Source organism: Agarivorans sp. 1_MG-2023, from assembly GCF_030548385.1.
Taxonomy (GTDB): domain Bacteria; phylum Pseudomonadota; class Gammaproteobacteria; order Enterobacterales; family Celerinatantimonadaceae; genus Agarivorans.
The window spans coordinates 365,139-391,314 of the sequence record NZ_JAUOSJ010000004.1; the positions used below are offsets into that span (position 1 = coordinate 365,139).

Here is a 26,176-nt window from a genome sequence, read left to right on the forward strand (position 1 = left end):
GGCAATTTGCTCTGGGGTCTTTGCAATAATAAATGGAGAGTAAAATGGCATTGTGGGGTGGGCGTTTTAGCCAAGCTGCAGATACCAGATTTAAGCAGTTCAATGATTCGTTACGTTTTGATTATCGTTTAGCGGAGCAAGACATAACCGGATCAATTGCATGGTCGAAAGCATTGTTAAGTGTGGGTGTAATTACCGCCGACGAGCAACAGCGCTTGGAATCGGCCTTATTGGATTTGGGTAAACAAGTTGCTGAAAACCCGCAACAGATTTTGGGCAGTGATGCTGAAGATATTCACTCATGGGTAGAGATTCAACTTATCCAACGAGTGGGCGACTTAGGCAAAAAGCTTCACACAGGCCGTAGCCGTAATGACCAAGTTGCTACCGATTTAAAACTGTGGTGTAAAAGCCAAGGTGTTGAATTACTCGAGCACTTAGACAAGCTGCAACAAAAACTGGTTAAGTTTGCTCGCCAACAGCAAGACACCGTGCTGCCAGGTTACACTCACTTGCAACGCGCTCAACCGGTTACTTTTTCTCACTGGGCAATGGCCTACGTAGAAATGTTTGAACGTGATTACTCTCGTTTGCAAGATGCCCTAAGCCGTTTAGATGTATCACCACTTGGTTGTGGCGCATTAGCCGGTACCGCCTACCCAATGGATCGCCAGCAAATTGCTAAAGATTTAGGCTTTCGCCGTGCTACGCGTAATAGCTTGGACTCAGTGTCTGATCGCGACCACGTGGTTGAACTTATCTCTACTGCCTCTATTAGTATGATTCACCTAAGCCGCATGGCTGAAGATTTAATTTTTTATAACTCGGGTGAGTCGGCATTTTTAGATTTGTCAGACCAAGTGACCTCTGGCTCATCATTGATGCCACAAAAGAAAAACCCAGATGCACTAGAGCTTATCCGTGGTAAAACCGGCCGAGTATACGGTGCATTGTCGGGCATTATGATGACCCTTAAAGCATTGCCTTTGGCTTATAACAAAGACATGCAAGAAGACAAAGAAGGTTTGTTTGATGCGTTAGATACATGGGGTGACTGCTTAGCTATGGCTGAGTTGGTGCTTGATGATATGGATGTGCATGAAGAAACCACCACTGAGGCCGCTAAAGGTGGTTACTCAAATGCTACAGAACTGGCCGATTACTTAGTGGCTAAAGGCATTCCTTTCCGCGAAGCGCACCACATTGTGGGCATTGCAGTGGTTAAAGCCATTGAGAAAGGCGTTCCGCTTGAAGACTTAAGCCTGGCTGAGTTTAAAGAGTTAGCGCCAGAGATTGAAGACGACGTTTATCCAAACTTGTCCCTAGAATCAACGCTAGCTAAACGCCAGGCCTTAGGCGGCGTAGCGCCAGAGCAAGTTGAACATGCCTTAACCGAAGCCGAAACTCGCTTGTCGAAACGTAACGTAAAAGGTTTATACGTTCGCTCTGCTCGAATGACCGACTTAGACACCATTGAAACTATGGTGAACTACTGGGCGCAAGCGGGTGAAAACTTACCGCGACCACGTCCTGAATTAGTACAAGCCGTTGGAGATTTCACGGTAAGCGAGCAAGCTGGCAAGGTGACTGGGTGTGCATCGCTATATTTGTACGATACTGGCCTAGCAGAGATTCGTTCATTAGGCGTTAACCCTGGCTCACAGCGTGCTGGCCAAGGCCGAGCCATGGTGCAACACTTAATGAAGAAAGCCAAGAAGATGGAAATTGAGAAGGTATTTGTACTGACTCGTGTTCCAGAATTCTTCATGAAGCTTGGCTTTAGCCCTACCTCTAAAAACATGCTGCCTGAAAAGGTAATGAAGGATTGTGATATTTGTCCTCGTCAGCATGCTTGTGATGAAGTGGCACTAGAATTTATTCTGGATAACAACACCCTTATTCATAAGCAAAATGTTGCTTAGCTAAGTGTTTCAACTGGTCATTAAGCCTCGTTTAACGAGGCTTTTTTATTGGCTGGAATTTAGTGTTTCATTCAGCTTTATCAGGCTAATTACTGGGCGATGATCACTAAGGGTATTTGGACCCAGCTTATAGTTAATAAATTGAAGGTCTTTACTGATAAATATCCAATCTAAGCGTTTGTTTTTATAGCTGGCAAGTTGAGAGCTTTGCGGTTGATAAACACGATAGCGGCTGTTGCTTTCAAAGCGGCTAACTACGCCTTCATTTTTTTCCCACTCACTATTAAAGTCACCCATTATAATGGCGCTACCTTCATGCTGGTTAAAACGCTCTCTTAGTTCCGCCATCTGTTGGCGCCTTTTGCTAGCGCGAGAAAAATCTAAGTGCAGTGATACTACATCCACGCTTTGCGTAGCAGTAATGTTAATTTTGGCTGCGGTAAAACCCTTAGTAGTGGTAGGGGGCGTTGGCATAAAGTGATAAGCATAGGCTTCGCTTATTGGGTATTTAGATAAAATGGCAGTACCGTAATTGGCCAGTTTTCCGGTGCTATGTAAGCTGTGTGCGTACCACGAATATCCGGCGTGCTGTGCGATATATTCAACATGGTTGAAAGAACCTGACCAAGCAGATGAGTCATCGGCTTCTTGCAGAGCAACTACATCAATGTTTTGCTGTTTTAAGTAGACCGCAATATCTAGCAAGTTTTGCCGAGTAGTTGTACTACTTACTAGCAGTTGGTTTAAGGCATTTTTTCGGCCGTGGGCAAGGTTAATACTTGCAACTCTAAGTTGTGGAAGCGGCGTTGTTACTACGTTTGAGTGAGGCCAATAATCTACTTTTAAAGGCACCGCTTGAGAGTCTTCTGTGAGGGCGTTGTTGGCACAGCCACTTAGCATCAAACCTAATAAAAGTAGAGTAAGCAAGTGAACAGTACTGGTGGTGCGCAATGCACTGTTCCTAAGTGTTTTCTTGGGCTGCAAGGAGTTCAGTCTGGGCTTTTTTGCTCATGCCTTTAACCACTAACTCGAAAGAATTATCGATTAAGCGAAACGCTTCGTTTTCTGCATCGCTGCCATCAAAATGAATAGTGAGCCAATGGCGTTTGCTCATGTGGTAGCCGCGAGTAATCGCGGGATAGATATCGATAAGCGCATCTATTTGCTCAGGCTGGCATTTCAGGTTCATATTCATCTCGCCCTCTTTCCAACTCACTAGCGCGAACATTTTACTACGAACCTTAAACACTGGTACGTCAGGCGCGAAGGGCAAATCCTGAGTCACCTCTGGTTTCGCCATTAAATAATCTTTTAGTTGCTGATATTCCATATCATTGCGCTTCAGTTGATTTGCTTATGCTCAATAGTAGCCAGAAAATACAACTATGCGAATACTTTGCTGCTTGGTATCAGTTACCGATATCCATACGATGCTGTGACACATGGCTAAATATTCGTTCGCCGTCTAACACTTGAGCAAAAGGCATGGGGTTGCTGCAATGTTCAAGCACATAATCGGTGAGCTTCTCTTTAACAATGCTTAATAGCTGGTCTTCTGACCAAGGTTTGGCGAGGTAATAATTGAGTCCACCGCGATTAATGGCCTCAATGGTATCGTGCAGGCCAGCTTGCCCAGTGAGCAAAATTTTCTTCGCTGCTTCGCTATTGTCGGCGTGATTAAGATCGATAAGAAAATCGATGCCGAGTTCGTCGGGCATGATGTGATCGGCAAGAATGATGGCGAGTTGACCACCTTGCGCTTCAAAGTCTTTTATCACTTCGCGGGCTTCAGCTACGCTCTCGGCACCGTCGATGGTAAAAGGTGGGCTTAAAGAGGCGATATCGTGTAGTACACTGTCGAGCACTTCGCGTTCATCATCAACACATAAAATCAATAATTGTTCCATGGTGCGGCTCCTTAAAGTCCTAGGTCTGATTCAATGGTAAGGTAATTATGAAACGGGTAAATTGTCCTAGCTCAGATTCCACTTCGATTCTGCCTAAATGTTGTGCAACTATTTGTTGGCACACCGTTAAACCTATTCCCAAGCCGAAGTTACTTTCACGCTTGGTGGTGAAATTAAGTTGGAATATCTTTTCTATAATCTCCGGTTTGATGCCGGGTCCATTATCTTCTATACAAATGGAAATATAGCGGGGTGAGGCTTCGATATATTGGCTGCTTACGCTGAGTTTTCCATGAGTCCCCATTGCGTCTAGAGCGTTGGCAATAAGATTTGTCCATACTTGCTGCAACGCGATAGGGTGGCAGCGGTAAACCGGTAATAGGCCGTAACTACACTCAACCTCGAAGCCACGTAAACGATTCTCTAAAATCACAAGAGTTTCTGCTATGCCTTCGTTCAAGTCGGCCAGTACTGGTTGCTCTGGATCGCGACCCGCATAGTGCTTTAAGCCTTTTACCAGTTCAGCTATTCGTGAAGCGCAAACTTGAATATTACGAAGGAAGTTACCAATTTGATGGTAACTCGCCAGCGTTGCGATTAACTGGGAGTTATCTAATGTGTCGCTGCACTCCAAATATTGTTGGCGCAAACTGGGGCCGTCTAGGCCTATAGTTACTGCTTTTCTTGCAGTAATGGCATCACCAAAAAGTTCTGTCGAGTTTTTGCTGCGCTGGCGTATCTCGCTGGTGGACATAGGTTTTAAGGTAAACGCTGCCTTGAGCAATTCATGGCCAAGTTGCTGTTGTGGATGGGTTAACTCATTGTATAATACAGTGGGTAATTGCTTGGCGATGGTGTCGCTACCGCGAATGATTGCGGCCACAGGGTTGTTTAACTCATGGGCAATGCCGGAAATAAGCTGGCCAAGCACCGCCATTTTCTCTTTTTCTATTAGCTGTTCGTGAGCTGAGTCTAGAGAGTTAAGAGTACTCTGCAAGGTAAGTTTGGTATGAATGCTCTTTTGCAAACGTCGGTTAAAATGGCGCAATAGCAGGTTAGTAAATAGAGGCAGCAACTGACTGCTCGAATCGAGTACTTTGGCAAAGGTTGCCCGGTCGAGTTTGATCACGTCGGTTCGCTGCGTGGTTACCGCACTGGTAAAACCAAGCTCACCGGTAACAAAAGACATTCCTCCTACCAATGAACCAGCTTGCATGCGAGCTACTTCGAGTATGTGTTGACCCTGTTGCTTCTTAAGCACCACTTCGCCTTTAGCGATAAACCATAAGAAGCGATTGGCTTTGCCTTCTTGTGTTAATACGTGATTTGCGCTGTAAGTACGACAAAGGTGGTCTTCATCATTGTCTTGGAAAAAACCATACAGTGCCGAAATCACTTTATCTGAAAGCTGTTGATCGCTTAAGGCGGTATAGTCAAAGAAGTTAGCCCTAATTTGTGCAACTTGTGCTGCTAGCTGCTTTTCTAACCAGCGTTGTTGAGCAGTTTGCTGTTGGTGAATAGGCCATTTGTTGCGAATTAGCTGCGTGATTTCGCTGTTACTGCTGTTAGGGGGGATAATCGCATCTGGGCTAAACTGATTTATCCAGTGGAACACTTGCTCGGCGTTGGGCATTTGCTGAGTATGATGCAATACCAGCTTAAGGTTTTCGTAAACGGGCTGCTGTAATAAGGCCTGTAAGGCTAAGGCATTTTTTGGCTGGGATAGTCGCTCTGTATCAATCACAATCAGTGCTACATGGTGAAGTTGCAACTGCGAGTTATCGGGTACGTCTTCACAGCACCAGTATCGCCAAGGGGCATCCGCTTGATCAAGCGTTGTTGACCAAGGCTGCTGGCTTATGATTAACAGGCTGTGGTGCTGAGTCATGGCAATCCAAGTTAACGCTTGTTGTTGAATATTATAGACTTACAATGATTAAGGTTTTGCGAGCTATCTAACGCTTGGTGAGACTTCTTTTGCTGTGGGTGATTACCTATTGAACAATTATTTGGGTTTAACTTGTTTTTTAACCTCGCTTGAGTATAATACGCCAGCTCACTAATTTAGTGGGTTGAGTTGTTTAGGCAATTCATTTAGTTAGCTTGGTTTAAGTTAACTACTAACAGTGTTTCCGATTTGGAAGCAAACGTTACTCGTCGCATGCACTACCATCCCCAAATTTTGGATAAGGATGTCGTTGGTGTGTGTTAGGTTCTTTAATTTTTTATTTGGAGCTCTGTCAATGCAGAACCAAAGAATTCGAATCCGCTTGAAAGCATTTGATCACCGTCTGATCGATCAATCTACTGCGGAAATCGTAGAAACTGCCAAACGCACTGGCGCTCAGGTTCGTGGTCCTATTCCACTGCCTACTCGTAAAGAGCGTTACACCATTCTGGTATCTCCGCACGTTAATAAAGACGCGCGTGATCAGTATGAAATTCGCACCCACAAGCGTCTAGTAGACATCGTTGAGCCAACTGATAAAACAGTTGACGCTTTGATGCGCCTTGACCTTGCTGCTGGTGTAGATGTGCAAATCAGCTTGGGCTAAGCCTGAGTCTGACTAATAAGAGGTTTTTACAATGATTGGTCTAATCGGTCGTAAAGTTGGAATGACTCGCATCTTCACTGAAGATGGCGCATCAATTCCAGTTACCGTAATCGAATGTGAGCCAAACCGCGTTACTCGTGTTATCACTGAGGACAGCGACGGTTACCGTGCTCTACAAGTGACCACCGGCGCTAAAAAAGCAAGTCGTGTTAGCAAACCAGAAGCGGGTCAATTCGCTAAAGCTGGTGTTGACGCGGGTCGCGGCCTGTGGGAATTCCGTCTAGCAGACGGTGAAGGTGAAGAAGTTAACGTAGCTGATGAGCTAAAAGTTGACTTATTCAATGAAGTTAAAAAAGTAGACGTTACTGGTACTTCTAAAGGTAAAGGTTTCCAAGGCGGTGTTAAACGCTGGAACTTCGCTACCCAAGATTTTACTCACGGTAACTCTTTGAGCCACCGTGCTCCTGGTTCTATTGGTCAAAACCAAAGCCCAGGTAAAGTATTCAAGGGCAAGAAGATGGCCGGACATATGGGTGCAGAGCGTGTAACTACGCAAAACCTAGATGTTGTACGTGTTGATGTTGAACGTAACCTAATTTTGGTTAAAGGTGCCGTACCAGGCGCTACCAATGGTAACGTGATCATTAAACCTGCTGTTAAAGCGTAACGCTAGGAGATAGTAATGGAATTGGTATTGAAAGACGCGCAAAGCGCTCTTGAAGTTTCCGAAACTACCTTCGGACGTGACTTTAACGAAGCGTTGATTCACCAGGTAGTAACTGCATACGCTGCAGGCGCTCGCCAGGGTTCACGCGCTCAGAAAACACGTTCTGAAGTATCAGGTGGTGGTAAGAAGCCATGGCGTCAGAAAGGTACAGGCCGAGCTCGTGCCGGTACAATTCGTAGCCCAATTTGGCGTAGCGGCGGGGTAACCTTTGCAGCTAAGCCACAAGATCACAGCCAAAAAGTTAACAAGAAAATGTACCGCGGCGCAATCCGCAGCATCTTGTCTGAACTTGTTCGTCAAGAACGTTTGATTGTGGTTGAGAAATTCAGCGTTGAAGCGCCAAAAACTAAAGAATTAGTTGCTAAGTTGAAAGACTTCGATTTGAACGATGTATTAATCGTTACGCCTGAAGTTGATGAAAACTTATTCTTGGCCGCACGTAACCTCTACAAAGTAGACGTTCGTGATGTAGCTGGTATTGACCCAGTTAGCTTGATTGCTTTTGATAAAGTGTTGATAACTGCTGATGCAGTGAAACAAATTGAGGAGTGGTTAGCATGATCAGCGAAGAACGTTTGTTGAAAGTACTAGTAGCTCCACATATCTCTGAAAAGAGCACTATGTCTGCTGAAGCCGATAACACTATCGTATTCAAAGTTGTTTCTACAGCAACTAAAGCAGAAATCAAAGCTGCAGTTGAAAAACTATTCGAAGTTGAAGTGACTGGCGTTACTACCTTGAACCAAAAAGGTAAAACTAAACGTCACGGAGCTCGTTTCGGTCGCCGTAACGACGTGAAGAAAGCGTATGTAACCTTAGCTGAAGGTTCAGACATCGACTTCACCGGTGCCGCAGAGTAATAGGAGTATTCTTAAATGGCTATTGTAAAATGTAAGCCTACATCTGCTGGTCGTCGCCACGTTGTTAAAGTGGTTAATACTGACCTGCACAAAGGCAAGCCTTACGCTCCTTTGTTGGAAAGTAAGTCGAAATCTGGTGGTCGTAACAACCGCGGTGTAATTACCGTGCGTCATATTGGTGGTGGTCATAAGCAACACTACCGTATGATTGACTTCAAACGAAATGATAAAGATGGCATTCCTGCGAAAGTAGAACGTCTTGAATATGATCCAAACCGCAGTGCTCACATTGCTTTGGTATTATTTGCAGACGGTGAACGCCGTTACATTTTGGCACCAAAAGGTGTTAAAGCAGGCGCAGCTATTGCTTCTGGTGTTGATGCACCAATCGAAGCTGGTAACTGTTTGCCAATGCGTAACATGCCAGTAGGTTCTACTGTTCACGCGATTGAAATGAAGCCTGGTAAGGGTGCCCAAATGGCACGTTCTGCTGGTGCTTACGCTCAAATCGTTGCGCGTGATGGTGCATACGTAACTCTACGTCTACGTAGTGGTGAAATGCGTAAGATATTATCTGATTGTCGCGCTACATTAGGCGAAGTAGGTAATGGCGAGCATATGCTACGTAAACTTGGTAAAGCTGGTGCAACGCGCTGGCGTGGTGTTCGTCCTACCGTTCGCGGTGTGGTAATGAACCCAGTTGATCACCCACATGGTGGTGGTGAAGGTCGTACATCTGGTGGCCGTCATCCAGTTACTCCTTGGGGTGTTCCAACCAAAGGTTACAAAACTCGTAAAAACAAGAGTACGGATCAATATATCGTACGCCGTCGTTCTAAGAAATAAGGGGAATCGCCATGCCACGTTCTCTCAAGAAGGGTCCATTCATTGACCTACACTTGTTGAAGAAGGTAGAGAAAGCGGTGGAAAGCGGGGACAAGAAACCATTGAAAACTTGGTCTCGTCGCTCAATGATCATTCCACAAATGATCGGTTTGACCATCGCTGTCCATAATGGTCGTCAGCACGTTCCAGTATTTGTTACCGATGAAATGATCGGTCATAAACTGGGTGAATTTGCGCCAACTCGTACTTATCGCGGCCATGTCGCAGATAAGAAAGCGAAGAAGAAGTAGGAGTATAAATTATGGAAGCTTTAGCTAAACATCGTTTTGCTCGTGGTTCTGCGCAGAAAGCTCGCCTGGTTGCAGATCAAGTACGTGGTCTACCAGTAGAAAAAGCACTTGTTACGTTGCAATTCAGCAGCAAAAAAGCAGCAGGACTTGTTAAGAAAGTTCTAGAGTCTGCTATTGCTAACGCTGAGCACAACGAAGGTGCTGATATTGATGAGTTGAAAATTACCAAAATCTTCGTTGATGATGGTCCAACTCTAAAGCGTATTCGTCCTCGTGCTAAAGGCCGAGCCGACCGTATTATCAAGCGTACCAGCCACATCACTGTGGTTGTATCTGATAACTAGGAGATAAGCAATGGGTCAGAAAGTACATCCTAATGGTATTCGCCTAGGTATCGTAAAACCATGGAATTCAACCTGGTATGCCGATAAAGGTGAATACGCAGACAACCTTTTCAGTGACCACAAAGTACGTCAGTTCTTAACTAAAGAATTGAAAAGTGCTTCTGTGTCTCGCATTACAATTGAACGTCCTGCTAAAAGCATTCGTGTGACTATTCACACTGCTCGCCCAGGTGTTGTAATTGGTAAGAAAGGTGAAGATGTTGAGAAACTTCGCAAGAACGTAGCTAAATTAGCTGGCGTACCTGCGCAAATCAATATCTCAGAAGTTCGTAAGCCTGAGTTAGACGCGAAATTAGTAGCAGACTCTATCTCTAGCCAACTAGAACGTCGTGTTATGTTCCGTCGCGCTATGAAGCGTGCCGTGCAAAATGCAATGCGTCTAGGCGCTAAAGGTATCAAGGTTCAAGTTAGTGGTCGTTTAGGCGGAGCAGAAATTGCTCGTGCTGAATGGTACCGTGAAGGCCGTGTACCTCTACACACTTTACGTGCTGACATCGATTACTCAACTTCAGAAGCGTTGACTACTTACGGTATCATCGGCGTTAAAGTTTGGATCTTTAAAGGCGAAGTTCTTGGCGGTATGCCATTGGCTGTAGCTCCTGAAGCTCCTTCTAAGCCGAAGCGCGGCAACAAGCGCAACGCTAAATAGGAGAATCGGGAATGTTACAACCAAAACGTACTAAATTCCGTAAGCAGCACACTGGTCGTAACCGTGGTTTAGGCAAAGGACAAGATGTGTCTTTTGGCGACTTCGGTCTTAAAGCGACTGGCCGTGGCCGTCTTACTGCTCGTCAGATCGAAGCAGCACGTCGTGCGATGACTCGTCACATTAAACGTCAAGGTAAAATCTGGATCCGTGTATTCCCAGACAAACCTATTACTCAGAAGCCTCTTGAGGTTCGTATGGGTAAAGGTAAAGGTAATGTGGAATATTGGGTAGCCCAAATTCAGCCAGGCAAAGTCCTGTATGAAATGGACGGTGTATCAGAAGAGCTTGCTCGTGAAGCGTTTGAACTAGCTTCTCGCAAGTTGCCTATTAGCACTACTTTTGTAACGCGGACGGTAATGTAATGAAAGCTAACGAACTTAAAGATAAAAGTGTTGAAGAGCTTAAAGCTGAGCTACTAAACCTGCTTCGTGAGCAATTCAACTTGCGTATGCAAGCAAGTACTGGTCAATTAGCCCAATCTCACTTGCTTAAAAACGTACGTCGCGACATCGCGCGTGTGAAAACAATTCTGAATCAGAAGGCAGGTGCGTAATGAGCGATATCCGTACATTGCAAGGCAAAGTAATTAGCGACAAAATGGACAAGTCTATTGTTGTTGCTATTGAGCGTCAGGTTAAACACCCTATTTACGGTAAATACACCAAACGCACTACTAAGCTACATGCACATGATGAAGCTAACGTTGCCGCTGAAGGCGATGTAGTAACTATCAAAGAATGTGCTCCAATTTCTAAGACTAAGTCTTGGACTTTGGTAGACGTAGTAGTTAAAGCCTAAGCTTTAAAAACGAATGAAAAGGCTCCTGTTTAGGGGCCTTTTTTCTATAATTAGCTTACAAACACTAATGTTATTAGTTGATTTTGTAGCACAATTACTCAATTTCCCCCTCAATTTCTATATTTCCCAATTGCATGTCCTGGCATGAGCTGGCAGTATCATTTAGTTATATGAGTTTTAGATCTAATGGAGCAGTCGTTTAGGTTCATGGAAGAGCAGAAGCCGTCACAGTCTAGGGAAGGAAAAGAAGTCGATTTACGACAGCTTTTTGTTACCTTGTGGCAAGCCAAATTAAACATAATCCTTGTAGTGATGGTGACATTACTGCTGAGTATGCTTTATGTAAAAGCACTGCCTTCTTTGTATCAAGCCTCCTCAAAATTGATGATAGGTTACAGCCAAGCGAAAATGGTGGCTGTAGAAGATGTCTATAATTTTGATACTCAAGCAGAGTCTTACTTTAATACTGAAATGGAGATTTTGCGTTCAGAACGTATTGCTCTAGCAGTGATCAACAAGCTCGATTTGCAGCACCACCCGGAATTTTTACGCGCCCCAATTGCTCCTTGGCGATACTGGTGGCAAGTGGTTACTCTCGGTTACAGCAGTCAGTTTAGCCCTTCTGCTACCCCAAGCGAGGCGCGGCTACTTAGGGTATTTAAACAACGCCTTTCGGTAACCCCTCTTCCCAAAAGTCGTTTGGTTGAAATTGGTTTTAGAAGTTGGGACCGGTTATTGGCGCAGCAAGTATCGATTGCTGTCGCCGAGGCCTATATTGAATACCATCGCAGCTCTAGTGAAGCAGCCACTGACCAAACTATTGGCTGGTTATTGCAAGAACTGAATCGCTTAAAAACGGCATTGCAAAGCTCTGAAGTTGAATTACAACTTTATAGAGAAGAAGAAAACTTAGTAGACCAAGAAGGTATTCTTGGACTTATTGGTAAAGAGCTACAACAGCTCACTACCCAACAATTAGAAGCTCAGCGTTTAAAAAGTGAAGCTAGTGCCTTATGGTCCATCGTTAAACGTGCTTCAAAAGGGGACTTGGATAAACTTACTTCTTTGAGCGAAATTCAACGCGACCCGATGGTGCAGAATATTAAGCGCCGACGCATTGAACTAGAGCTTGAACAAGCTGATCTCGCAAAGCGCTATGGGCCTAAACACCCTAAAAGAGTGTCGCTGTCTGGAGAAATAGCTCGAGTAGAGTTAGAGCTTCGCAGCCAAACCAATTTTATCATTTCAGGTATTGAGAAAAGCTATCAATCGGCCGTCGCTCGCGAAGCCGCTTTGGCTGAGTCTTTACGTTTAGCTAAAGTTAAGTATCAAGACCTTAGTCGAAAAACTACCCGTTTTAATCAGTTAACTCGAGAAATAGACAGTAATACCCGTTTATACAATACTTTCTTAGAGAAGTTCAAAGAAGCTGAAGCTGCCGAGGGCTTCAATCGCGGTTATGCTCAGCTAGTTGATAGTGCTCGTTTGCCCGAGTCAGCCATTAAGCCGAAGAAAGCGATTATTGTTATTTTGGCGGGAATGTTAGCGGGCATACTTAGTGTTGTGTTTGTATTATTGAAACAAGCGATGTCGAGAACTTTCGCAACGGTAGAAGAGCTTGAAACAGCAATGAGCGTAGAAGTCATTGCTGAAGTACCTAAAGTGAAAGTACGTAGTAATAAGTGGTTACGGCAAGGTGTGCACCCTTGGTTGGGCGAGCCTTTGCGTTCTTTGAGGGCACGCTTACAAATGCGCCCAAATCGCGGGCAAGTGGTATTGTTCACTTCTGCTTTAGAGGGCGAAGGTAAAACTAGTTTAACTATTCAAACTGCAGCAGCTTGTAGTGACGTTGAAAAAGTACTGCTAATTGATGCCGACTTACGTCGCGCGTCGGTTTCTACTTACTTAAATTATCCCTTAACCCAGCCGGGTTTAACTCACCTGTTATCTCGAACTCATACGGTATCCCAGTGTATTTATCGTGATAACCAACTCGGCTTTGATGTGCTTACAGCGGGACTCATTGACCGTCACTCTACTTCCCTCTTAGCCTCTAAGAAATTCAAGCTCTTGCTTAAAGGTTTGCGCCAGCATTATGACCGTATCGTGATTGAAACAGGTCCTTTGATGCAAGTAACTGATGCCGTAATGGTTGCGCCAGTAGTAGACGCCACGTTGATGGTGGTACAAGCTGAGCGCACAGACGGAAAATCGATAGAAAGCGCATTAAACAAGTTGTCTCGTATGGACATAGAGATTGCCGGGGTTGTGTTTAACAAGGTTGCACGTAATCGTCGTGCCTATGATTACGACCTACCGTCAGTGCATCTTGTAGAGCGCAGCCCTAAAGTTGTTCCTATTCACGAAGATAAGTTTCGTCAGCATGGCTAATTCCTGCCGGAAGGTGGAGAGTTAAACAGTTTTGGTATATGGTTGTGCCGCACTATATAGGAAGGGCCCATGCCAGCAACACAAAGCACCACGCAGCATGCATTTAGTTACTTAGATTTTGAACGCGAAGCTTGGTCAACACTCCGAAAATCTGTACCACTCACCTTAACTGAAGATGATCTAGAGAGCATTCGTGGTATTAACGAAGCACTATCATTGCAGCAAGTGTGCGACATTTATTTACCCCTCTCGAGATTACTTAATCTTTATGTGAAAGCACGACAAGATCGTCGTGAAGTGCTGGCCAATTTCTTAGGCAGTAATAAACATGTTCCATACATTATTGGTGTTTCGGGCAGTGTCGCAGGCGGCAAAAGTACCACGTCGAGAATCTTGCAAGCGCTATTACAACGTTGGCCAGAACATCCTAAAGTAGACATTGTTACTACCGACGGCTTTTTGTACCCCAATGAAGAGCTTGAAGCACGTGGTTTGATGCAACGAAAGGGTTTTCCAGAAAGTTATGACCAAAAGGGACTGGTAGAGTTTGTGTCTGCACTAAAAGCAGGCGAAGCTAAAGTGTCTGGCCCGATATATTCACACCTCTCGTACAACATTGTTAAAGACAAACAAGTTGTGGTTGAACAACCCGATATTGTTATTTTGGAAGGTTTGAATGTACTGCAGTCTTCTGGGGATTACCCCAAGCAACAGGCTAGGCAAGTATTTGTTTCTGATTACTTAGATTTCTCAATTTTTGTGGATGCTAAACCAGATCTTTTAGAAACGTGGTACGTTGAGCGTTTCCAAAAATTTAGGGCGAGCGCCTTTACCAATCCCAATAACTATTTTCACCATTATGCCGGCTTAGATGAACAACAAGCTGACCAAGTGGCTAAACAAATTTGGTCTAGCATTAACCAAGTTAACTTGATGGAAAACATTCTGCCTACCCGAGAGCGTGCCGATCTCATTTTAGAGAAAGGACAAAACCACGAAGTTAGCCGAGTTCGCCTACGAAAATGACCTTACCTTTTCCACTTCTAGAAAACGTGTGTTTACGCCGTTATAACAGCTTTGGTCTTAACGCCAACGCACGTTACTTATTCGAATTGAATAATCCGCAAGACCTACCACAGCTGTTTACTTGGATAAACCAACAACAGTTACCATGGATAACTATAGGTAGCGGTTCAAACTTATTATTACTCGAAGATTTTAAAGGGGTGGTGATCGTAAACCAACTCCAAGGCATAGAGGTTGAGGAGCAAGCGCAGCACTTCAACATTAGTGTTGCTGCTGGTGAGGACTGGCATGAGTTTGTAAAGTGGACGGTTGAGCATGGATACTACGGGCTAGAGAATCTCGCGCTCATTCCTGGCACCTTAGGGGCTTCTCCAGTACAAAACATTGGTGCTTACGGACTGGAACTGGCTGATGTATGCAGCGAGGTAGAGTTTTTTCACTTAGAGACGCAGTCATTGAAGCGCTTGAATAGTGAACAATGTGAATTCAACTACCGAGACAGTATCTTTAAGCAAAGCCTAAAGGGAAAGGTTGTGATTACTAATATTACCCTTTGCTTAGCTAAACAGTGGTCAGCTAAGCTTAGTTATAGTGGTCTTAATCAGTTGCCTGATACAGCCAATGCTAAACAAGTCTTTGATAAAGTCTGCGAGCTTCGCAATAGCAAGCTACCCGATCCAAGTAAGCTAGGAAATGCTGGAAGCTTTTTTAAAAACCCGGTAATCAGTCCTCAGCGCCTAGAAGAATTGTTGACGCGGTTCCCAGCTCTTCCTCATTATTCAACTACAACGAGCGATGTTAAGGTTGCTGCAGGTTGGTTAATTGACCAACTAGGGCTAAAAGGACATCGCATTGGCGATGCAGCAGTACATCAAGAACAAGCTTTGGTATTGGTGAATATTCAGCAAGCATCTGCCAATAATGTCCTCGACTTATGTCGGCATATTAGGCAACAGGTTTGGCAGCAGTTCAGTATTTTGCTGGAACCTGAAGTGCGCTTTATTGGAGAGTTTGGAGAGGTTCAACCCGATAGCGTTTTAGGGTTGCCCGATGCGAGAGAATAAACCTTATAAGCTTATTCAAGCATTGGCTAACGGGCAGTTTTGCTCGGGTGAGCATCTCGCGCAGCTAATTGGGGTCTCACGCACTACCGTTGCAAGCTATATCAACAAGTATACCCAACTAGGTTTAGATATTTATAAAGTGAAAGGTAAAGGCTACCGGCTTGCCGCTCCTATCTCTTTGCTCGACTTCGAACGGTTAACCTTAACGTTGCCAGAAAATTCACCAGTGGTGATCGAACAAGTTGATTCAACCAACGCATGGTTGATGAAAAACCTCAATCAACTTTCTCATGGGCAGGTTGTTCTCGCTGAATTTCAAAGTGCTGGCCGAGGCCGTCGTGGCCGCGCTTGGCAAACACCTTATGCTGGCCAGCTTTGCATGTCGCTGTTGTGGCGCTTACAAGATGGCATTGAAGCGGCAATGGGTTTGAGCCTTGCTGTTGGTCTTGCTGTGGTGGAAGCCCTTGAACAAGCGGGTTATTCCAACCTTGGGCTAAAATGGCCTAATGATATTTACCTCGATGGTAAAAAGCTGGGCGGCGTACTAATAGAACTGCAAGGCCATGCAAATAGTGAAGTTAGTTTAGTTGTAGGCGTTGGCGTAAATGTGCGGGTTGACGAAGAAAGAGCTAAGCACATTGATCAGCTATTTACCCAATTAGAAAATGATCCGAATCAAATACTTGATCGCAGCCAACTGGCCTGTTTAATTGTTCAATCCTTAAATCAAATGTACGCAGTGTTTCGTGAGCAAGGGTTTTCGGCTCTGCAAGAGCGCTGGAACCGCTACGACGTATTTAAGAACCAGCCAGTGAGCCTTCGTTTTTCTGAAAACAAAGTGCTGCAGGGTCTTGCTAAAGGCGTAGACCAGCAGGGACAACTGATACTAGATACTGACGAAGGCGAGCAAGTATATATGGCGGGTGAAGTATCGCTACGTGGCCAATAATTGAGCCTGCTGGCTGATTTTTGCGCGTTCAATGCTTTCCTTAGGTTTTTTTTCCATTTGCTTGTTGCATTTAATAAATGCATTACATAGAATGCGCAGCACTTAAGCGATGCCGATTTAGCTCAGTTGGTAGAGCAACTGACTTGTAATCAGTAGGTCGCCAGTTCGACTCCGGCAATCGGCACCATCTCTTAAGTGTAAGGCTTCATCTAGTTTTAGGTGACATTGTGGGGGGGTTCCCGAGTGGCCAAAGGGAGCAGATTGTAAATCTGCCGCGAAAGCTTCGATGGTTCGAATCCGTCCCCCCCCACCATTATTTTGGTAGTAGGTCGTCTTCCAAAGGTTTGATGCGGGCATCGTATAATGGCTATTACCTCAGCCTTCCAAGCTGATGATGCGGGTTCGATTCCCGCTGCCCGCTCCACGTTGCTGATATAGCTCAGTTGGTAGAGCGCACCCTTGGTAAGGGTGAGGTCGGCAGTTCGAATCTGCCTATCAGCACCACATTCCTTTAAATTCTCCCTATTACTCTTTACCGTTTGGTAAACGCAAACCAATGGTGCTTTTGTGCCAATAACCTTTATCCAGAGGGACTATTATGTCTAAAGAAAAATTTGAACGTAATAAACCGCATGTAAACGTTGGTACAATTGGCCACGTAGACCACGGTAAAACTACACTAACAGCCGCTATTACTAACGTACTTGCAAAAGTATACGGTGGTGAAGCTAAAGATTTCGCAGCAATCGATAACGCTCCAGAAGAGCGCGAGCGTGGTATTACGATTTCTACTTCACACGTAGAGTACGACACTCCAAGTCGTCACTACGCACACGTAGACTGTCCTGGACACGCTGATTACGTTAAAAACATGATCACTGGTGCTGCACAAATGGACGGCGCTATCTTAGTAGTAGCTTCTACAGATGGCCCAATGCCACAAACACGTGAGCACATCCTGCTTTCACGTCAGGTTGGTGTACCTTACATCATCGTATTCATGAACAAATGTGACATGGTAGATGACGAAGAATTACTAGAATTAGTAGAAATGGAAGTTCGTGAACTTCTATCTGAATACGAATTCCCAGGTGATGACATTCCAGTAATCCAAGGTTCAGCGCTTAAAGCCCTAGAAGGCGAAGAAGCATGGGAAGCTAAGATTGTAGAGCTTGCAGAAGCCCTAGATACTTACATTCCTGAGCCAGAGCGTGACATCGACAAGCCATTTCTACTACCAATTGAAGATGTATTCTCAATTTCAGGTCGTGGTACGGTTGTTACAGGTCGTGTTGAGCGTGGTATCGTTAAAGTTTCAGAAGAAATTGAAATTGTTGGCGTAAAAGAAACCACCAAAACAACTTGTACTGGTGTTGAAATGTTCCGCAAGCTTCTTGACGAAGGTCGTGCTGGTGAGAACTGTGGTATTTTGTTACGTGGTACTAAGCGTGATGACGTACAACGTGGTCAAGTACTTGCAGCTCCTGGCTCAATTACTCCACACACCAAGTTTGAAGCTGAAGTATACGTACTAAGCAAAGACGAAGGTGGCCGTCATACTCCTTTCTTCAAAGGTTACCGTCCACAGTTTTACTTCCGTACAACTGACGTAACAGGTGCTGTAGAGCTTCCTGAAGGTGTTGAAATGGTAATGCCTGGCGACAACTTGAAGTTTGTTGTAGAGCTAATCTGCCCAATCGCGATGGACGAAGGTTTACGCTTCGCAATCCGTGAAGGTGGCCGTACAGTAGGTGCGGGTGTTGTAGCTAAAATCTTCGAATAAGAAGACTTAGTGCAATAGAAGAAAAGGTCGCTTAGGCGGCCTTTTTTGTTTTTAGCCGATAGAAATTAACGGCACATTGCTTGTTGATGAAAATGCAGCGGTTTTATTGCCAATTGAGTCGCGTTTTTTCGACATTCAAGGGTTACAATCTTGAAACAAAGTGCCTATAATGTCGGGCTTCGTGCTATAGGGGTGTAGTTCCAATGGCAGAACGTCGGATTCCAAATCCGAATGTTGGGAGTTCGAATCTCTCCACCCCTGCCACTATCCCTTGATAAAGGGATTTATGATTTTGTGGGATTATTTGTAGGTTGTTTGATGAGTACCAGTACTGAAAACCAAAGTGGGTCGTTAGATGGCCTAAAATGGGCATTAGCTGCTCTAATTTTAATCGCCGCTGTAGTAGGTAACTACCTATATACAGATATGTCGGTATTAGTGCGTGTTCTAGGTGTTGTTATTGCCTTGATCGCTGCATTAGGCATTGCTTCGCAAACCTCTAAAGGCAAGCAAGCCTTCGAATTTGCTAAAGAATCGCGTATGGAAGTGCGTAAGGTTATCTGGCCTACTCGTCAAGAAGCCATTCAAACTACCATGATTGTATTAGCTGCTACTGCATTCATGTCGCTAATTTTATGGGGACTAGACGCTATCTTGGTTCGTTTAGTTGCCTTTGTAACAGGGGTGAGTATCTAATGACTGAAGAGCGCAAATTACGTTGGTATGTGGTTCAAGCCTTTTCCGGCTACGAAGCTCGTGTATCTAAATCTCTTAAAGAATATATTCAAATCCATTCTATGGAAGAGTCTTTCGGTGAGATCTTAGTACCAACTGAAGAAGTGGTAGAAATGCGCGCCGGTCAGAAACGTAAGAGTGAACGCAAGTTCTTCCCTGGTTACGTTTTGGTTCAAATGGATCTAAACGACGAAAGCTGGCACTTAGTGAAAAGTGTGCCTCGTGTTTTAGGTTTTATTGGCGGAACGGCAGAACGTCCAGCGCCAATTTCTGATAAAGAAGCAAAAGCTATCCTTGATCGCCTAGACGAAACGAGTGATAAGCCAAGACCAAAAACATTGTTCGAACCAGGCGAAGTGGTTCGAGTTACCGACGGCCCTTTCGCCGACTTCAACGGTACTATCGAAGAAGTGGATTACGAGAAAAGTCGCGTAAAAGTATCAGTGTTGATTTTCGGACGTGCTACGCCAGTAGAGTTAGAGTTCGGACAAATCGAGAAAGGCTGATAAAAAATAAACAATCAGTTGTTTTTAGGGCAGGGGATCGACTATAATCCGCTGCCCTTTGTTCTATCGGGAAGCTAATCGCATTTGCGAAAGGCGTTTGAACCCACAATAAGGTAAATTTAAAATGGCTAAAAAAGTCCAAGCTTATATTAAGCTTCAAGTTGCTGCGGGTGCCGCAAACCCGTCACCACCAGTTGGTCCTGCTCTAGGTCAACATGGTGTAAACATCATGGAATTCTGTAAAGCATTTAACGCTAAAACAGATTCAATTGAAAAAGGCGCGCCAGTTCCAGTAGTAATTACTGTGTATTCTGACCGTTCTTTCACTTTTGAAACCAAAACTCCACCTGCTTCTTTCTTATTGAAAAAAGCGGCTGGCATTAAATCTGGTTCTGGTGTTCCAAACAAGAATAAAGTTGGCACGGTTACTCGCGCTCAACTAGAAGAGATTGCAAACGCTAAAGCAGTTGATATGACTGGTGCAGACGTAGACGCAATGTGTCGTTCAATTGAAGGTTCTGCCCGTTCTATGGGCTTGGTTGTAGAGGGCTAATACGATGGCAAAACTTTCGAAGCGCATGCGTGCGATCAACGAAAAAGTTGATTCAACAAAAGAATACTCAATTAACGAAGCTGTAACTCTACTTAAAGAATTAGCATCTGCTAAATTCCTAGAGAGCGTTGACGCTGCCGTTAACCTAGGCGTAGATCCTCGTAAATCAGACCAAAACGTACGTGGCGCAACTGTGCTACCTCACGGTACTGGTCGTAACGTTCGCGTTGCAGTATTTACTCAAGGTGCAAACGCTGAAGCCGCTACAGAAGCCGGTGCTGACATTGTTGGTATGGACGACTTAGCCGCTCAAGTTAAAGCTGGTGAGATGGACTTTGACGTAGTAATTGCTTCTCCAGATGCAATGCGCGTTGTAGGTCAACTGGGTCAAATCCTAGGTCCACGTGGTTTAATGCCTAACCCTAAAGTGGGTACAGTTACACCTAATGTAGCTGATGCAGTTAAACTAGCTAAAGCGGGTCAGATTCGCTACCGCAACGACAAAAACGGCATTATCCATACTACTATTGGTAAAGCTGATTTTGACGCTGACAAGCTTAAAGAAAACTTAGAGTCGTTGGTTGTAGCTCTTAAGAAAGCTAAACCTGCTCAATCTAAAGGTCAATTCATCAAGAAAGTTAGCTTGTCTACCACTATGGGTGCAGGCTTGTCTATTGATGTAAATACTTTAGATACTCAAGCGTAATTATTTACAACGCGTGAAATTTATACTAAAATTTCGCGCTTTGTAATTATGGGTAAGGGCTTCGGCCCTCATCCAAGACCGTAGGTGCTTAATCGCTTAATTCCCTACGTAGATGGTGAGGAAACCCAAGAATAAATTTTTATTCTGGAAAACCAAACCGTAACGGCCTCTAAAGCTTAATGATTTAGAGGGAAGTAAACACCAGATTTATCTGGTATTGGATCCAGGAGTAAAGCCAATGGCCTTAAGACTCGAAGACAAAAAGCAAATTGTTGCTGGCGTCAACGAAGCTGCCAAAGGTGCACTTTCTGCAGTAGTTGCTGATTCACGTGGCGTAACTGTAGATGCGATGACTTCACTTCGTGCTAAAGCACGTGAAGCTGGCGTATCTATGCAAGTGGTACGTAATACCCTTGCTCGCCGTGCAGTAGCTGGCACAGACCTAGAATGTCTTACTGATTCATTCTCTGGTCCTACTTTGATTGCCTTCTCTAACGAGCACCCAGGTGCTGCAGCGCGTCTGTTAACAGATTTCGCTAAAGAGCAAGACAACTTTGAAGTACGTGCAGCAGCATTTGAAGGTGCATTAGCAGACGTTAACGTTCTTGCAAAACTACCAACTTACGACGAAGCAATTGCCAAGTTAATGGCAACTATGAAAGAAGCTTCTGCAGGCAAGCTGGTACGCACTCTGGCCGCATTACGCGACCAAAAAGAGTCAGAAGCAGCATAACTTGCTTGTTGCTACATTATTTTATAAATTTAATTGAATTTAGGAATTTGAGTCATGTCTATCACTAAAGACCAAATTATCGAAGCTGTTGCTGAAATGTCAGTAATGGACGTTGTTGAACTAATCGAAGCTATGGAAGAGAAGTTCGGTGTTTCTGCTGCTGCAGCTGTTGCTGTTGCTGGTGACGCTGGTGCTGCTGCTGAAGAGCAAACAGAATTCGACGTAATCTTAACTGCTGCTGGCCCTAACAAAGTTGCTTCTATTAAAGCAGTTCGTGGCGCTACAGGTCTTGGCCTGAAAGAAGCTAAAGGTTTAGTTGATTCAGCTCCTGCTACTGTTAAAGAAGCAGTGTCTAAAGAAGAAGCTGAGACGCTTAAAGCTGCTCTTGAAGAAGCTGGTGCTTCTGTTGAGCTTAAGTAATCTACCTATAAGTAGATTACAGCCTTTATAGGCTATGGCTGGTGGTTAATTGACCACCGGCCTTTTTGCGCTGTAAGACGCCGTCTTTTTTATCACCGTTTTAGATGGTGCGTCTAGCAAAAAACGTTGGGATGTATTTTCAGCGAAACCCGACAAACGGTATGTAAGAACTGTCCCAGATATTGAGGACAGAGTGGGTCACTTATCAGCGAGCTGAGGAACCATATGGTTTACTCTTATACAGAGAAAAAACGCATTCGTAAGGACTTTGGAAAACGTCCTCAAGTAGTGGACACGCCTTACCTGCTTTCAATACAGCTTGACTCTTTTGAGAAATTCATAGAGATCGATCCTGAAGGCGAGTATGGGCTGGAAGCTGCATTCCGCAGTGTATTCCCGATTGCCAGTTATTCAGGATATTCAGAGCTACAATATGTTAGCTACCGTCTTGGCGAGCCGGTTTTTGACGTTAAAGAATGTCAAATTCGTGGAGTCACCTACTCTGCTCCCTTGCGCGTTAAACTGCGCTTAGTGTTATTTGATCGTGAAGCTCCGGCTGGCACGGTTAAAGACATCAAAGAGCAAGAAGTTTACATGGGTGAAATCCCATTGATGACAGGTAACGGTACTTTTGTAATTAATGGTACTGAGCGTGTTATCGTATCCCAATTACACCGTAGCCCTGGTGTGTTCTACGATCACGATCGTGGTAAAACGCATTCTTCAGGCAAGGTGTTATATAATGCTCGAGTTATTCCTTACCGTGGTTCATGGTTAGACTTCGAATTCGATCCCAAGGACAACTTGTTTGTTCGTATCGACCGTCGTCGTAAACTTCCAGCATCTATTATCTTGCGCGCGTTAGAAATGACTACGCAAGAAATTCTAGAAACCTTCTTCGATACCACCGCTTTTGAACTAAAAGACGGCAAGGTAATGATGGAGTTGGTTCCTGCGCGTTTGCGTGGTGATACTGTTTCTTTCGACGTGATGTTAAACGGCGAAGTATTAATTGAAACAGGTCGTCGTGTAACTGCACGCCACATTCGTCAATTGGAAAAATCAGGCGTCGAGCAAATCGAAGTGCCGGTTGAGTACCTAGCCGATAAAGTATTGGCTGAAGAATATATTGATGAAACTACTGGTGAAGTAGTTGCAGAAGCGAACAGTGAATTAAACCTAGAGTTAATTGCTGCGTTATCTGAAGCAGGCCACAAGGTTCTAAAAACCATTTACACAAATGATTTAGACCATGGTTCATTTATCTCAGATACCTTACGCGTAGATTCTTCAACTAACCGCCTTGAAGCGCTAGTAGAAATTTACCGCATGATGCGTCCTGGTGAGCCACCAACAAAAGACGCTGCAGAAGCCTTGTTTGAGAACTTGTTCTTCAATGGCGACCGTTATGACTTGTCTACGGTTGGTCGTATGAAGTTCAATAGCCGTGTTGGCCGTGAAGACGGTTCAGTAGCTGGCGTGCTTGATAAAGACGACATCGTTAAGGTAATGCAAACACTGATAGAAATTCGCAATGGCCGTGGTGAAGTTGATGATATCGACCACCTTGGTAACCGTCGAATTCGTAGTGTTGGCGAAATGGCTGAAAACCAATTCCGTGTTGGTCTAGTGCGTGTAGAACGTGCAGTTAAAGAACGCCTAAGCCTTGGTGACCTAGACGCGCTAATGCCACAAGACTTGATTAACGCTAAGCCTATCTCGGCTGCGGTTAAAGAGTTCTTTGGTTCAAGCCAATTGTCTCAGTTCATGGACCAAAACAACCCGCTTTCTGAAGTAACACACAAACGTCGTGTTTCTGCATTAGGTCCCGGTGGTTTGACTCGTGAACGTGCTGGCTTTGAAGTACGTGACGTACACCCTACGCACTACGGTCGTTTATGTCCGATTGAAACACCGGAAGGTCCAAACATTGGTTTGATTAACTCGTTAGCGGTTTATTCGCGCACCAACGAGTTTGGTTTCCTAGAAACCCCTTACCGTAAAGTTATCGATGGTCAAATTACTGACGAAGTAGATTACTTGTCGGCAATTGACGAAGGCACTTATGTAATCGCTCAGGCGAATGCTGAAGCCGACGTAAATGGCAAAATGGTAGAAACAGATTTAGTACCTTGTCGCCACAAGGGTGAATCAACGTACATGCCTACTGACCAAATTCAGTACATGGACGTAAGTCCTCAGCAGATTATTTCTGTTGCTGCATCGTTGATTCCATTCTTAGAACACGATGATGCAAACCGTGCATTGATGGGTTCAAACATGCAACGTCAAGCTGTACCAACCCTACGTGCTGATAAGCCATTAGTAGGTACTGGTATTGAGCGCGCGGTTGCAGTTGACTCTGGTGTAACTGTTGTGTCTAAACGTGGCGGTACGGTTGACTACGCTGATGCTAGTCGCATCGTAGTTAAGGTAAATGAAGACGAAATGCTTCCTGGTGAAGCGGGTATCGACATTTACACCTTAACTAAGTACACCCGTTCAAACCAAAATACCTGTATTAACCAACGTCCAGTGGTTAAAGCTGGTGAGCCGGTTTCTAAAGGCGACGTACTGGCAGATGGTCCTTCAACTGACTTAGGTGAGTTGGCGCTTGGCCAAAACATGCGCGTAGCGTTTATGCCTTGGAATGGTTACAACTTTGAGGATTCAATTGGTATCTCTGAGAATGTAGTAAAAGAAGATCGCTTTACTACTATTCATATTCAGGAACTAAGTTGTATCGCTCGCGACACCAAGTTAGGTACAGAAGAGATTTCTGCAGATATCCCTAACGTAGGTGAATCAGCGCTAAGCAAGCTTGATGAGTCAGGTATTGTTTATGTTGGTGCAGAAGTTAAACCTGGCGACATTCTGGTTGGTAAGGTTACACCTAAAGGTGAAACACAATTAACCCCTGAAGAGAAACTCTTGCGAGCTATCTTTGGTGAGAAAGCGTCTGATGTTAAAGATACATCACTACGTGTACCGAACTCCGTATTTGGTACCGTAATTGACGTTCAAGTCTTTACTCGCGATGGCGTAGAAAAAGACAAGCGTGCTCAAGAAATTGAGTCTATGCAGCTTAAAGAAGCGAAGAAAGATTTAACCGAAGAATTCAAGATTCTTGAAGAAGGTATCTTTGCTCGTGCTAAGTCTGTATTGATTGCAGCCGGTAAATCAGAAGCTGATTTAGACCGCCAGCAACCAGCAGATTGGTTAGAAGCAGCATTAAGCGATGAAGACGCTCAAACGCAGCTAGAGCAAATTGCTGCGCAATATGACGAAATCAAAGCTGAATTCGACAAACAGTTCGACATCAAGCGTCGTAAGATCACTCAAGGTGATGACTTAGCGCCTGGCGTACTGAAAATTGTTAAAGTTTACCTAGCGGTTAAACGTCGCATTCAACCTGGTGACAAGATGGCGGGTCGTCACGGTAACAAAGGTGTAATTTCTACCATTGTTCCACGTGAAGATATGCCGTATGACGAAACTGGTCGCCCAGTAGACATCTGCTTGAACCCACTAGGTGTACCATCGCGGATGAATATCGGTCAGATCCTAGAAACCCACTTAGGCTTAGCGGCTAAAGGTGTTGGTGAGAAAATCGACGAAATGCTGAAAGTTCAGCGTGAAATCGAAATGGATAAACTGCGTGATTTCATCCAGAAAGTGTACAACGTAGGTGATGACGCGCTTAAAGTTGACGTTGCAAGCTTCACTGATGAAGAAGTAATGACACTGGCGAAGAACTTACGTGGCGGTGTGCCTATGGCAACACCAGCATTTGATGGTGCTAAAGAAGCTGAAATCAAAGAGCTATTACGCTTAGCCGATTTGCCTGATTCAGGTCAAATTGTGTTGTGTGATGGCCGTACCGGTCAAGAATTTGAGCGCCCTGTAACTGTTGGTTACATGTACATGTTGAAACTTAACCACTTGGTTGATGACAAGATGCACGCTCGTTCTACTGGTTCTTACAGCTTGGTTACTCAGCAGCCTCTTGGTGGTAAAGCACAGTTCGGTGGTCAGCGCTTCGGTGAGATGGAAGTATGGGCACTTGAAGCATACGGTGCTGCTTACACCTTGCAGGAAATGCTAACGGTTAAATCGGATGACGTTAACGGTCGTACTAAGATGTACAAGAATATCGTTGATGGTAATCATCAGATGGAACCAGGCATGCCTGAGTCGTTCAACGTGTTGCTTAAAGAGATCCGTTCTCTTGGTATCAACATTGAGTTGGACGAGCTGTAAGCACAGGACTTCACCTGATTTAAAAGCAAGGC

Annotated in this window: 28 protein-coding genes and 5 tRNA genes; 29 read left to right on the forward strand and 4 right to left on the reverse strand. The window is 44.6% G+C overall.

Translation table 11 applies throughout. The features are described from left to right. Positions 1–44 precede the first annotated feature (44 nt). The gene (gene argH, locus Q4592_RS07990) at positions 45–1,922 is read left to right on the forward strand and encodes an argininosuccinate lyase (RefSeq protein ID WP_303511791.1); all 1,878 of its coding nucleotides are present in this window, start codon (positions 45–47) and stop codon (positions 1,920–1,922) included. A 45-nt stretch (positions 1,923–1,967) separates the two neighbouring features. On the opposite strand, the gene Q4592_RS07995 is transcribed toward argH, so the two are convergent. From Q4592_RS07995 to Q4592_RS08010, 4 genes are all read right to left on the reverse strand, one after another. Further along, entirely contained in the window at positions 1,968–2,873 is a 906-nt protein-coding gene (locus Q4592_RS07995; protein WP_303511794.1) for an endonuclease/exonuclease/phosphatase family protein, read from the reverse strand. Positions 2,874–2,883: 10 nt separating this feature from the next. Continuing rightward, positions 2,884–3,252 (reverse strand): MmcQ/YjbR family DNA-binding protein, encoded by a 369-nt coding sequence (locus Q4592_RS08000; protein WP_303511795.1) that lies wholly within the window; start codon positions 3,250–3,252, stop codon positions 2,884–2,886. Between the two features lie 79 nt (positions 3,253–3,331). Beyond that, positions 3,332–3,829 carry a response regulator gene (locus Q4592_RS08005; protein WP_303511797.1) on the reverse strand — a complete coding sequence of 166 codons (498 nt, stop codon included), beginning with the start codon at positions 3,827–3,829 and terminating at the stop codon, positions 3,332–3,334. Between the two features lie 19 nt (positions 3,830–3,848). Further along, entirely contained in the window at positions 3,849–5,717 is a 1,869-nt protein-coding gene (locus Q4592_RS08010) for an ATP-binding protein (protein ID WP_303511799.1), read from the reverse strand. Between the two features lie 355 nt (positions 5,718–6,072). Between Q4592_RS08010 and rpsJ the strand changes: the two genes are divergently transcribed. The 28 genes from rpsJ (at position 6,073) to rpoB (ending at position 26,144) form a co-directional block, all read left to right on the forward strand. Then, positions 6,073–6,384 carry a 30S ribosomal protein S10 gene (gene rpsJ / locus Q4592_RS08015; protein WP_137674375.1) on the forward strand — a complete coding sequence of 104 codons (312 nt, stop codon included), beginning with the start codon at positions 6,073–6,075 and terminating at the stop codon, positions 6,382–6,384. Between the two features lie 31 nt (positions 6,385–6,415). Then, complete coding sequence (gene rplC, locus Q4592_RS08020) at positions 6,416–7,051, forward strand: 50S ribosomal protein L3 (RefSeq protein WP_137674374.1); 636 nt, start codon at positions 6,416–6,418, stop codon at positions 7,049–7,051. A gap of 15 nt (positions 7,052–7,066) precedes the next feature. Then, a complete protein-coding gene (gene rplD / locus Q4592_RS08025; protein WP_137674373.1) occupies positions 7,067–7,672 on the forward strand; it encodes a 50S ribosomal protein L4 in 606 nt (201 codons plus the stop codon). Continuing rightward, complete coding sequence (gene rplW / locus Q4592_RS08030; protein ID WP_137674372.1) at positions 7,669–7,971, forward strand: 50S ribosomal protein L23; 303 nt, start codon at positions 7,669–7,671, stop codon at positions 7,969–7,971. The genes rplD and rplW overlap by 4 nt, the downstream gene beginning before the upstream one ends. A gap of 15 nt (positions 7,972–7,986) precedes the next feature. Next, entirely contained in the window at positions 7,987–8,817 is an 831-nt protein-coding gene (gene rplB / locus Q4592_RS08035; RefSeq protein ID WP_137674371.1) for a 50S ribosomal protein L2, read from the forward strand. Between the two features lie 11 nt (positions 8,818–8,828). Then, positions 8,829–9,107, forward strand: a complete 279-nt coding sequence (gene rpsS / locus Q4592_RS08040; protein WP_137674370.1) for a 30S ribosomal protein S19 — start codon at positions 8,829–8,831, stop codon at positions 9,105–9,107. Between the two features lie 11 nt (positions 9,108–9,118). Beyond that, a complete protein-coding gene (rplV, locus tag Q4592_RS08045) occupies positions 9,119–9,451 on the forward strand; it encodes a 50S ribosomal protein L22 (protein WP_016403499.1) in 333 nt (110 codons plus the stop codon). A 10-nt stretch (positions 9,452–9,461) separates the two neighbouring features. Beyond that, the gene (gene rpsC / locus Q4592_RS08050) at positions 9,462–10,160 is read left to right on the forward strand and encodes a 30S ribosomal protein S3 (protein WP_137674369.1); all 699 of its coding nucleotides are present in this window, start codon (positions 9,462–9,464) and stop codon (positions 10,158–10,160) included. An 11-nt stretch (positions 10,161–10,171) separates the two neighbouring features. Further along, a complete protein-coding gene (gene rplP / locus Q4592_RS08055; RefSeq protein WP_137674368.1) occupies positions 10,172–10,582 on the forward strand; it encodes a 50S ribosomal protein L16 in 411 nt (136 codons plus the stop codon). Then, entirely contained in the window at positions 10,582–10,773 is a 192-nt protein-coding gene (rpmC, locus tag Q4592_RS08060; protein WP_137674367.1) for a 50S ribosomal protein L29, read from the forward strand. Before rplP ends, rpmC begins: the two co-directional genes overlap by 1 nt. Then, complete coding sequence (gene rpsQ / locus Q4592_RS08065; RefSeq protein WP_137674366.1) at positions 10,773–11,018, forward strand: 30S ribosomal protein S17; 246 nt, start codon at positions 10,773–10,775, stop codon at positions 11,016–11,018. The genes rpmC and rpsQ overlap by 1 nt, the downstream gene beginning before the upstream one ends. A 207-nt stretch (positions 11,019–11,225) precedes the next feature. Continuing rightward, positions 11,226–13,409, forward strand: a complete 2,184-nt coding sequence (locus Q4592_RS08070) for a polysaccharide biosynthesis tyrosine autokinase (RefSeq protein ID WP_161985188.1) — start codon at positions 11,226–11,228, stop codon at positions 13,407–13,409. Positions 13,410–13,478: 69 nt separating this feature from the next. Further along, positions 13,479–14,435 (forward strand): type I pantothenate kinase, encoded by a 957-nt coding sequence (coaA, locus tag Q4592_RS08075; RefSeq protein WP_137674364.1) that lies wholly within the window; start codon positions 13,479–13,481, stop codon positions 14,433–14,435. Next, on the forward strand, positions 14,432–15,499 hold the full coding sequence (gene murB, locus Q4592_RS08080; protein ID WP_303511808.1) for a UDP-N-acetylmuramate dehydrogenase: 1,068 nt from the start codon (positions 14,432–14,434) through the stop codon (positions 15,497–15,499). Before coaA ends, murB begins: the two co-directional genes overlap by 4 nt. Beyond that, a complete protein-coding gene (gene birA, locus Q4592_RS08085) occupies positions 15,486–16,448 on the forward strand; it encodes a bifunctional biotin--[acetyl-CoA-carboxylase] ligase/biotin operon repressor BirA (protein WP_303511810.1) in 963 nt (320 codons plus the stop codon). Before murB ends, birA begins: the two co-directional genes overlap by 14 nt. A 111-nt stretch (positions 16,449–16,559) precedes the next feature. Continuing rightward, positions 16,560–16,635 (forward strand) — tRNA-Thr (locus tag Q4592_RS08090). A gap of 42 nt (positions 16,636–16,677) precedes the next feature. Continuing rightward, positions 16,678–16,761 (forward strand) — tRNA-Tyr (locus Q4592_RS08095). 36 nt (positions 16,762–16,797) lie between these two features. Beyond that, positions 16,798–16,872: transfer RNA gene (locus Q4592_RS08100), tRNA-Gly, on the forward strand. A 4-nt stretch (positions 16,873–16,876) separates the two neighbouring features. Further along, positions 16,877–16,952 (forward strand) — tRNA-Thr (locus tag Q4592_RS08105). Positions 16,953–17,046: 94 nt separating this feature from the next. Next, positions 17,047–18,231, forward strand: a complete 1,185-nt coding sequence (tuf, locus tag Q4592_RS08110) for an elongation factor Tu (RefSeq protein ID WP_137674361.1) — start codon at positions 17,047–17,049, stop codon at positions 18,229–18,231. 188 nt (positions 18,232–18,419) lie between these two features. Next, positions 18,420–18,495, forward strand: a tRNA-Trp gene (locus Q4592_RS08115). A 54-nt stretch (positions 18,496–18,549) separates the two neighbouring features. After that, on the forward strand, positions 18,550–18,927 hold the full coding sequence (gene secE / locus Q4592_RS08120; RefSeq protein WP_303511812.1) for a preprotein translocase subunit SecE: 378 nt from the start codon (positions 18,550–18,552) through the stop codon (positions 18,925–18,927). Further along, positions 18,927–19,472 carry a transcription termination/antitermination protein NusG gene (nusG, locus tag Q4592_RS08125; protein ID WP_137674359.1) on the forward strand — a complete coding sequence of 182 codons (546 nt, stop codon included), beginning with the start codon at positions 18,927–18,929 and terminating at the stop codon, positions 19,470–19,472. The genes secE and nusG overlap by 1 nt, the downstream gene beginning before the upstream one ends. A gap of 124 nt (positions 19,473–19,596) precedes the next feature. After that, positions 19,597–20,025: a 50S ribosomal protein L11 gene (gene rplK, locus Q4592_RS08130; protein ID WP_137674358.1), complete on the forward strand. Its 429-nt coding sequence runs from the start codon at positions 19,597–19,599 to the stop codon at positions 20,023–20,025. A 4-nt stretch (positions 20,026–20,029) separates the two neighbouring features. Next, positions 20,030–20,731, forward strand: coding sequence for a 50S ribosomal protein L1 (gene rplA / locus Q4592_RS08135; protein ID WP_137674357.1), 702 nt, complete (start codon positions 20,030–20,032; stop codon positions 20,729–20,731). Between the two features lie 238 nt (positions 20,732–20,969). Then, entirely contained in the window at positions 20,970–21,464 is a 495-nt protein-coding gene (gene rplJ, locus Q4592_RS08140) for a 50S ribosomal protein L10 (protein WP_137674356.1), read from the forward strand. 54 nt (positions 21,465–21,518) lie between these two features. Continuing rightward, a complete protein-coding gene (gene rplL, locus Q4592_RS08145) occupies positions 21,519–21,884 on the forward strand; it encodes a 50S ribosomal protein L7/L12 (protein WP_137674355.1) in 366 nt (121 codons plus the stop codon). Positions 21,885–22,109: 225 nt separating this feature from the next. Beyond that, positions 22,110–26,144 carry a DNA-directed RNA polymerase subunit beta gene (rpoB, locus tag Q4592_RS08150; RefSeq protein ID WP_137674354.1) on the forward strand — a complete coding sequence of 1,345 codons (4,035 nt, stop codon included), beginning with the start codon at positions 22,110–22,112 and terminating at the stop codon, positions 26,142–26,144. Positions 26,145–26,176: the final 32 nt, after the last annotated feature.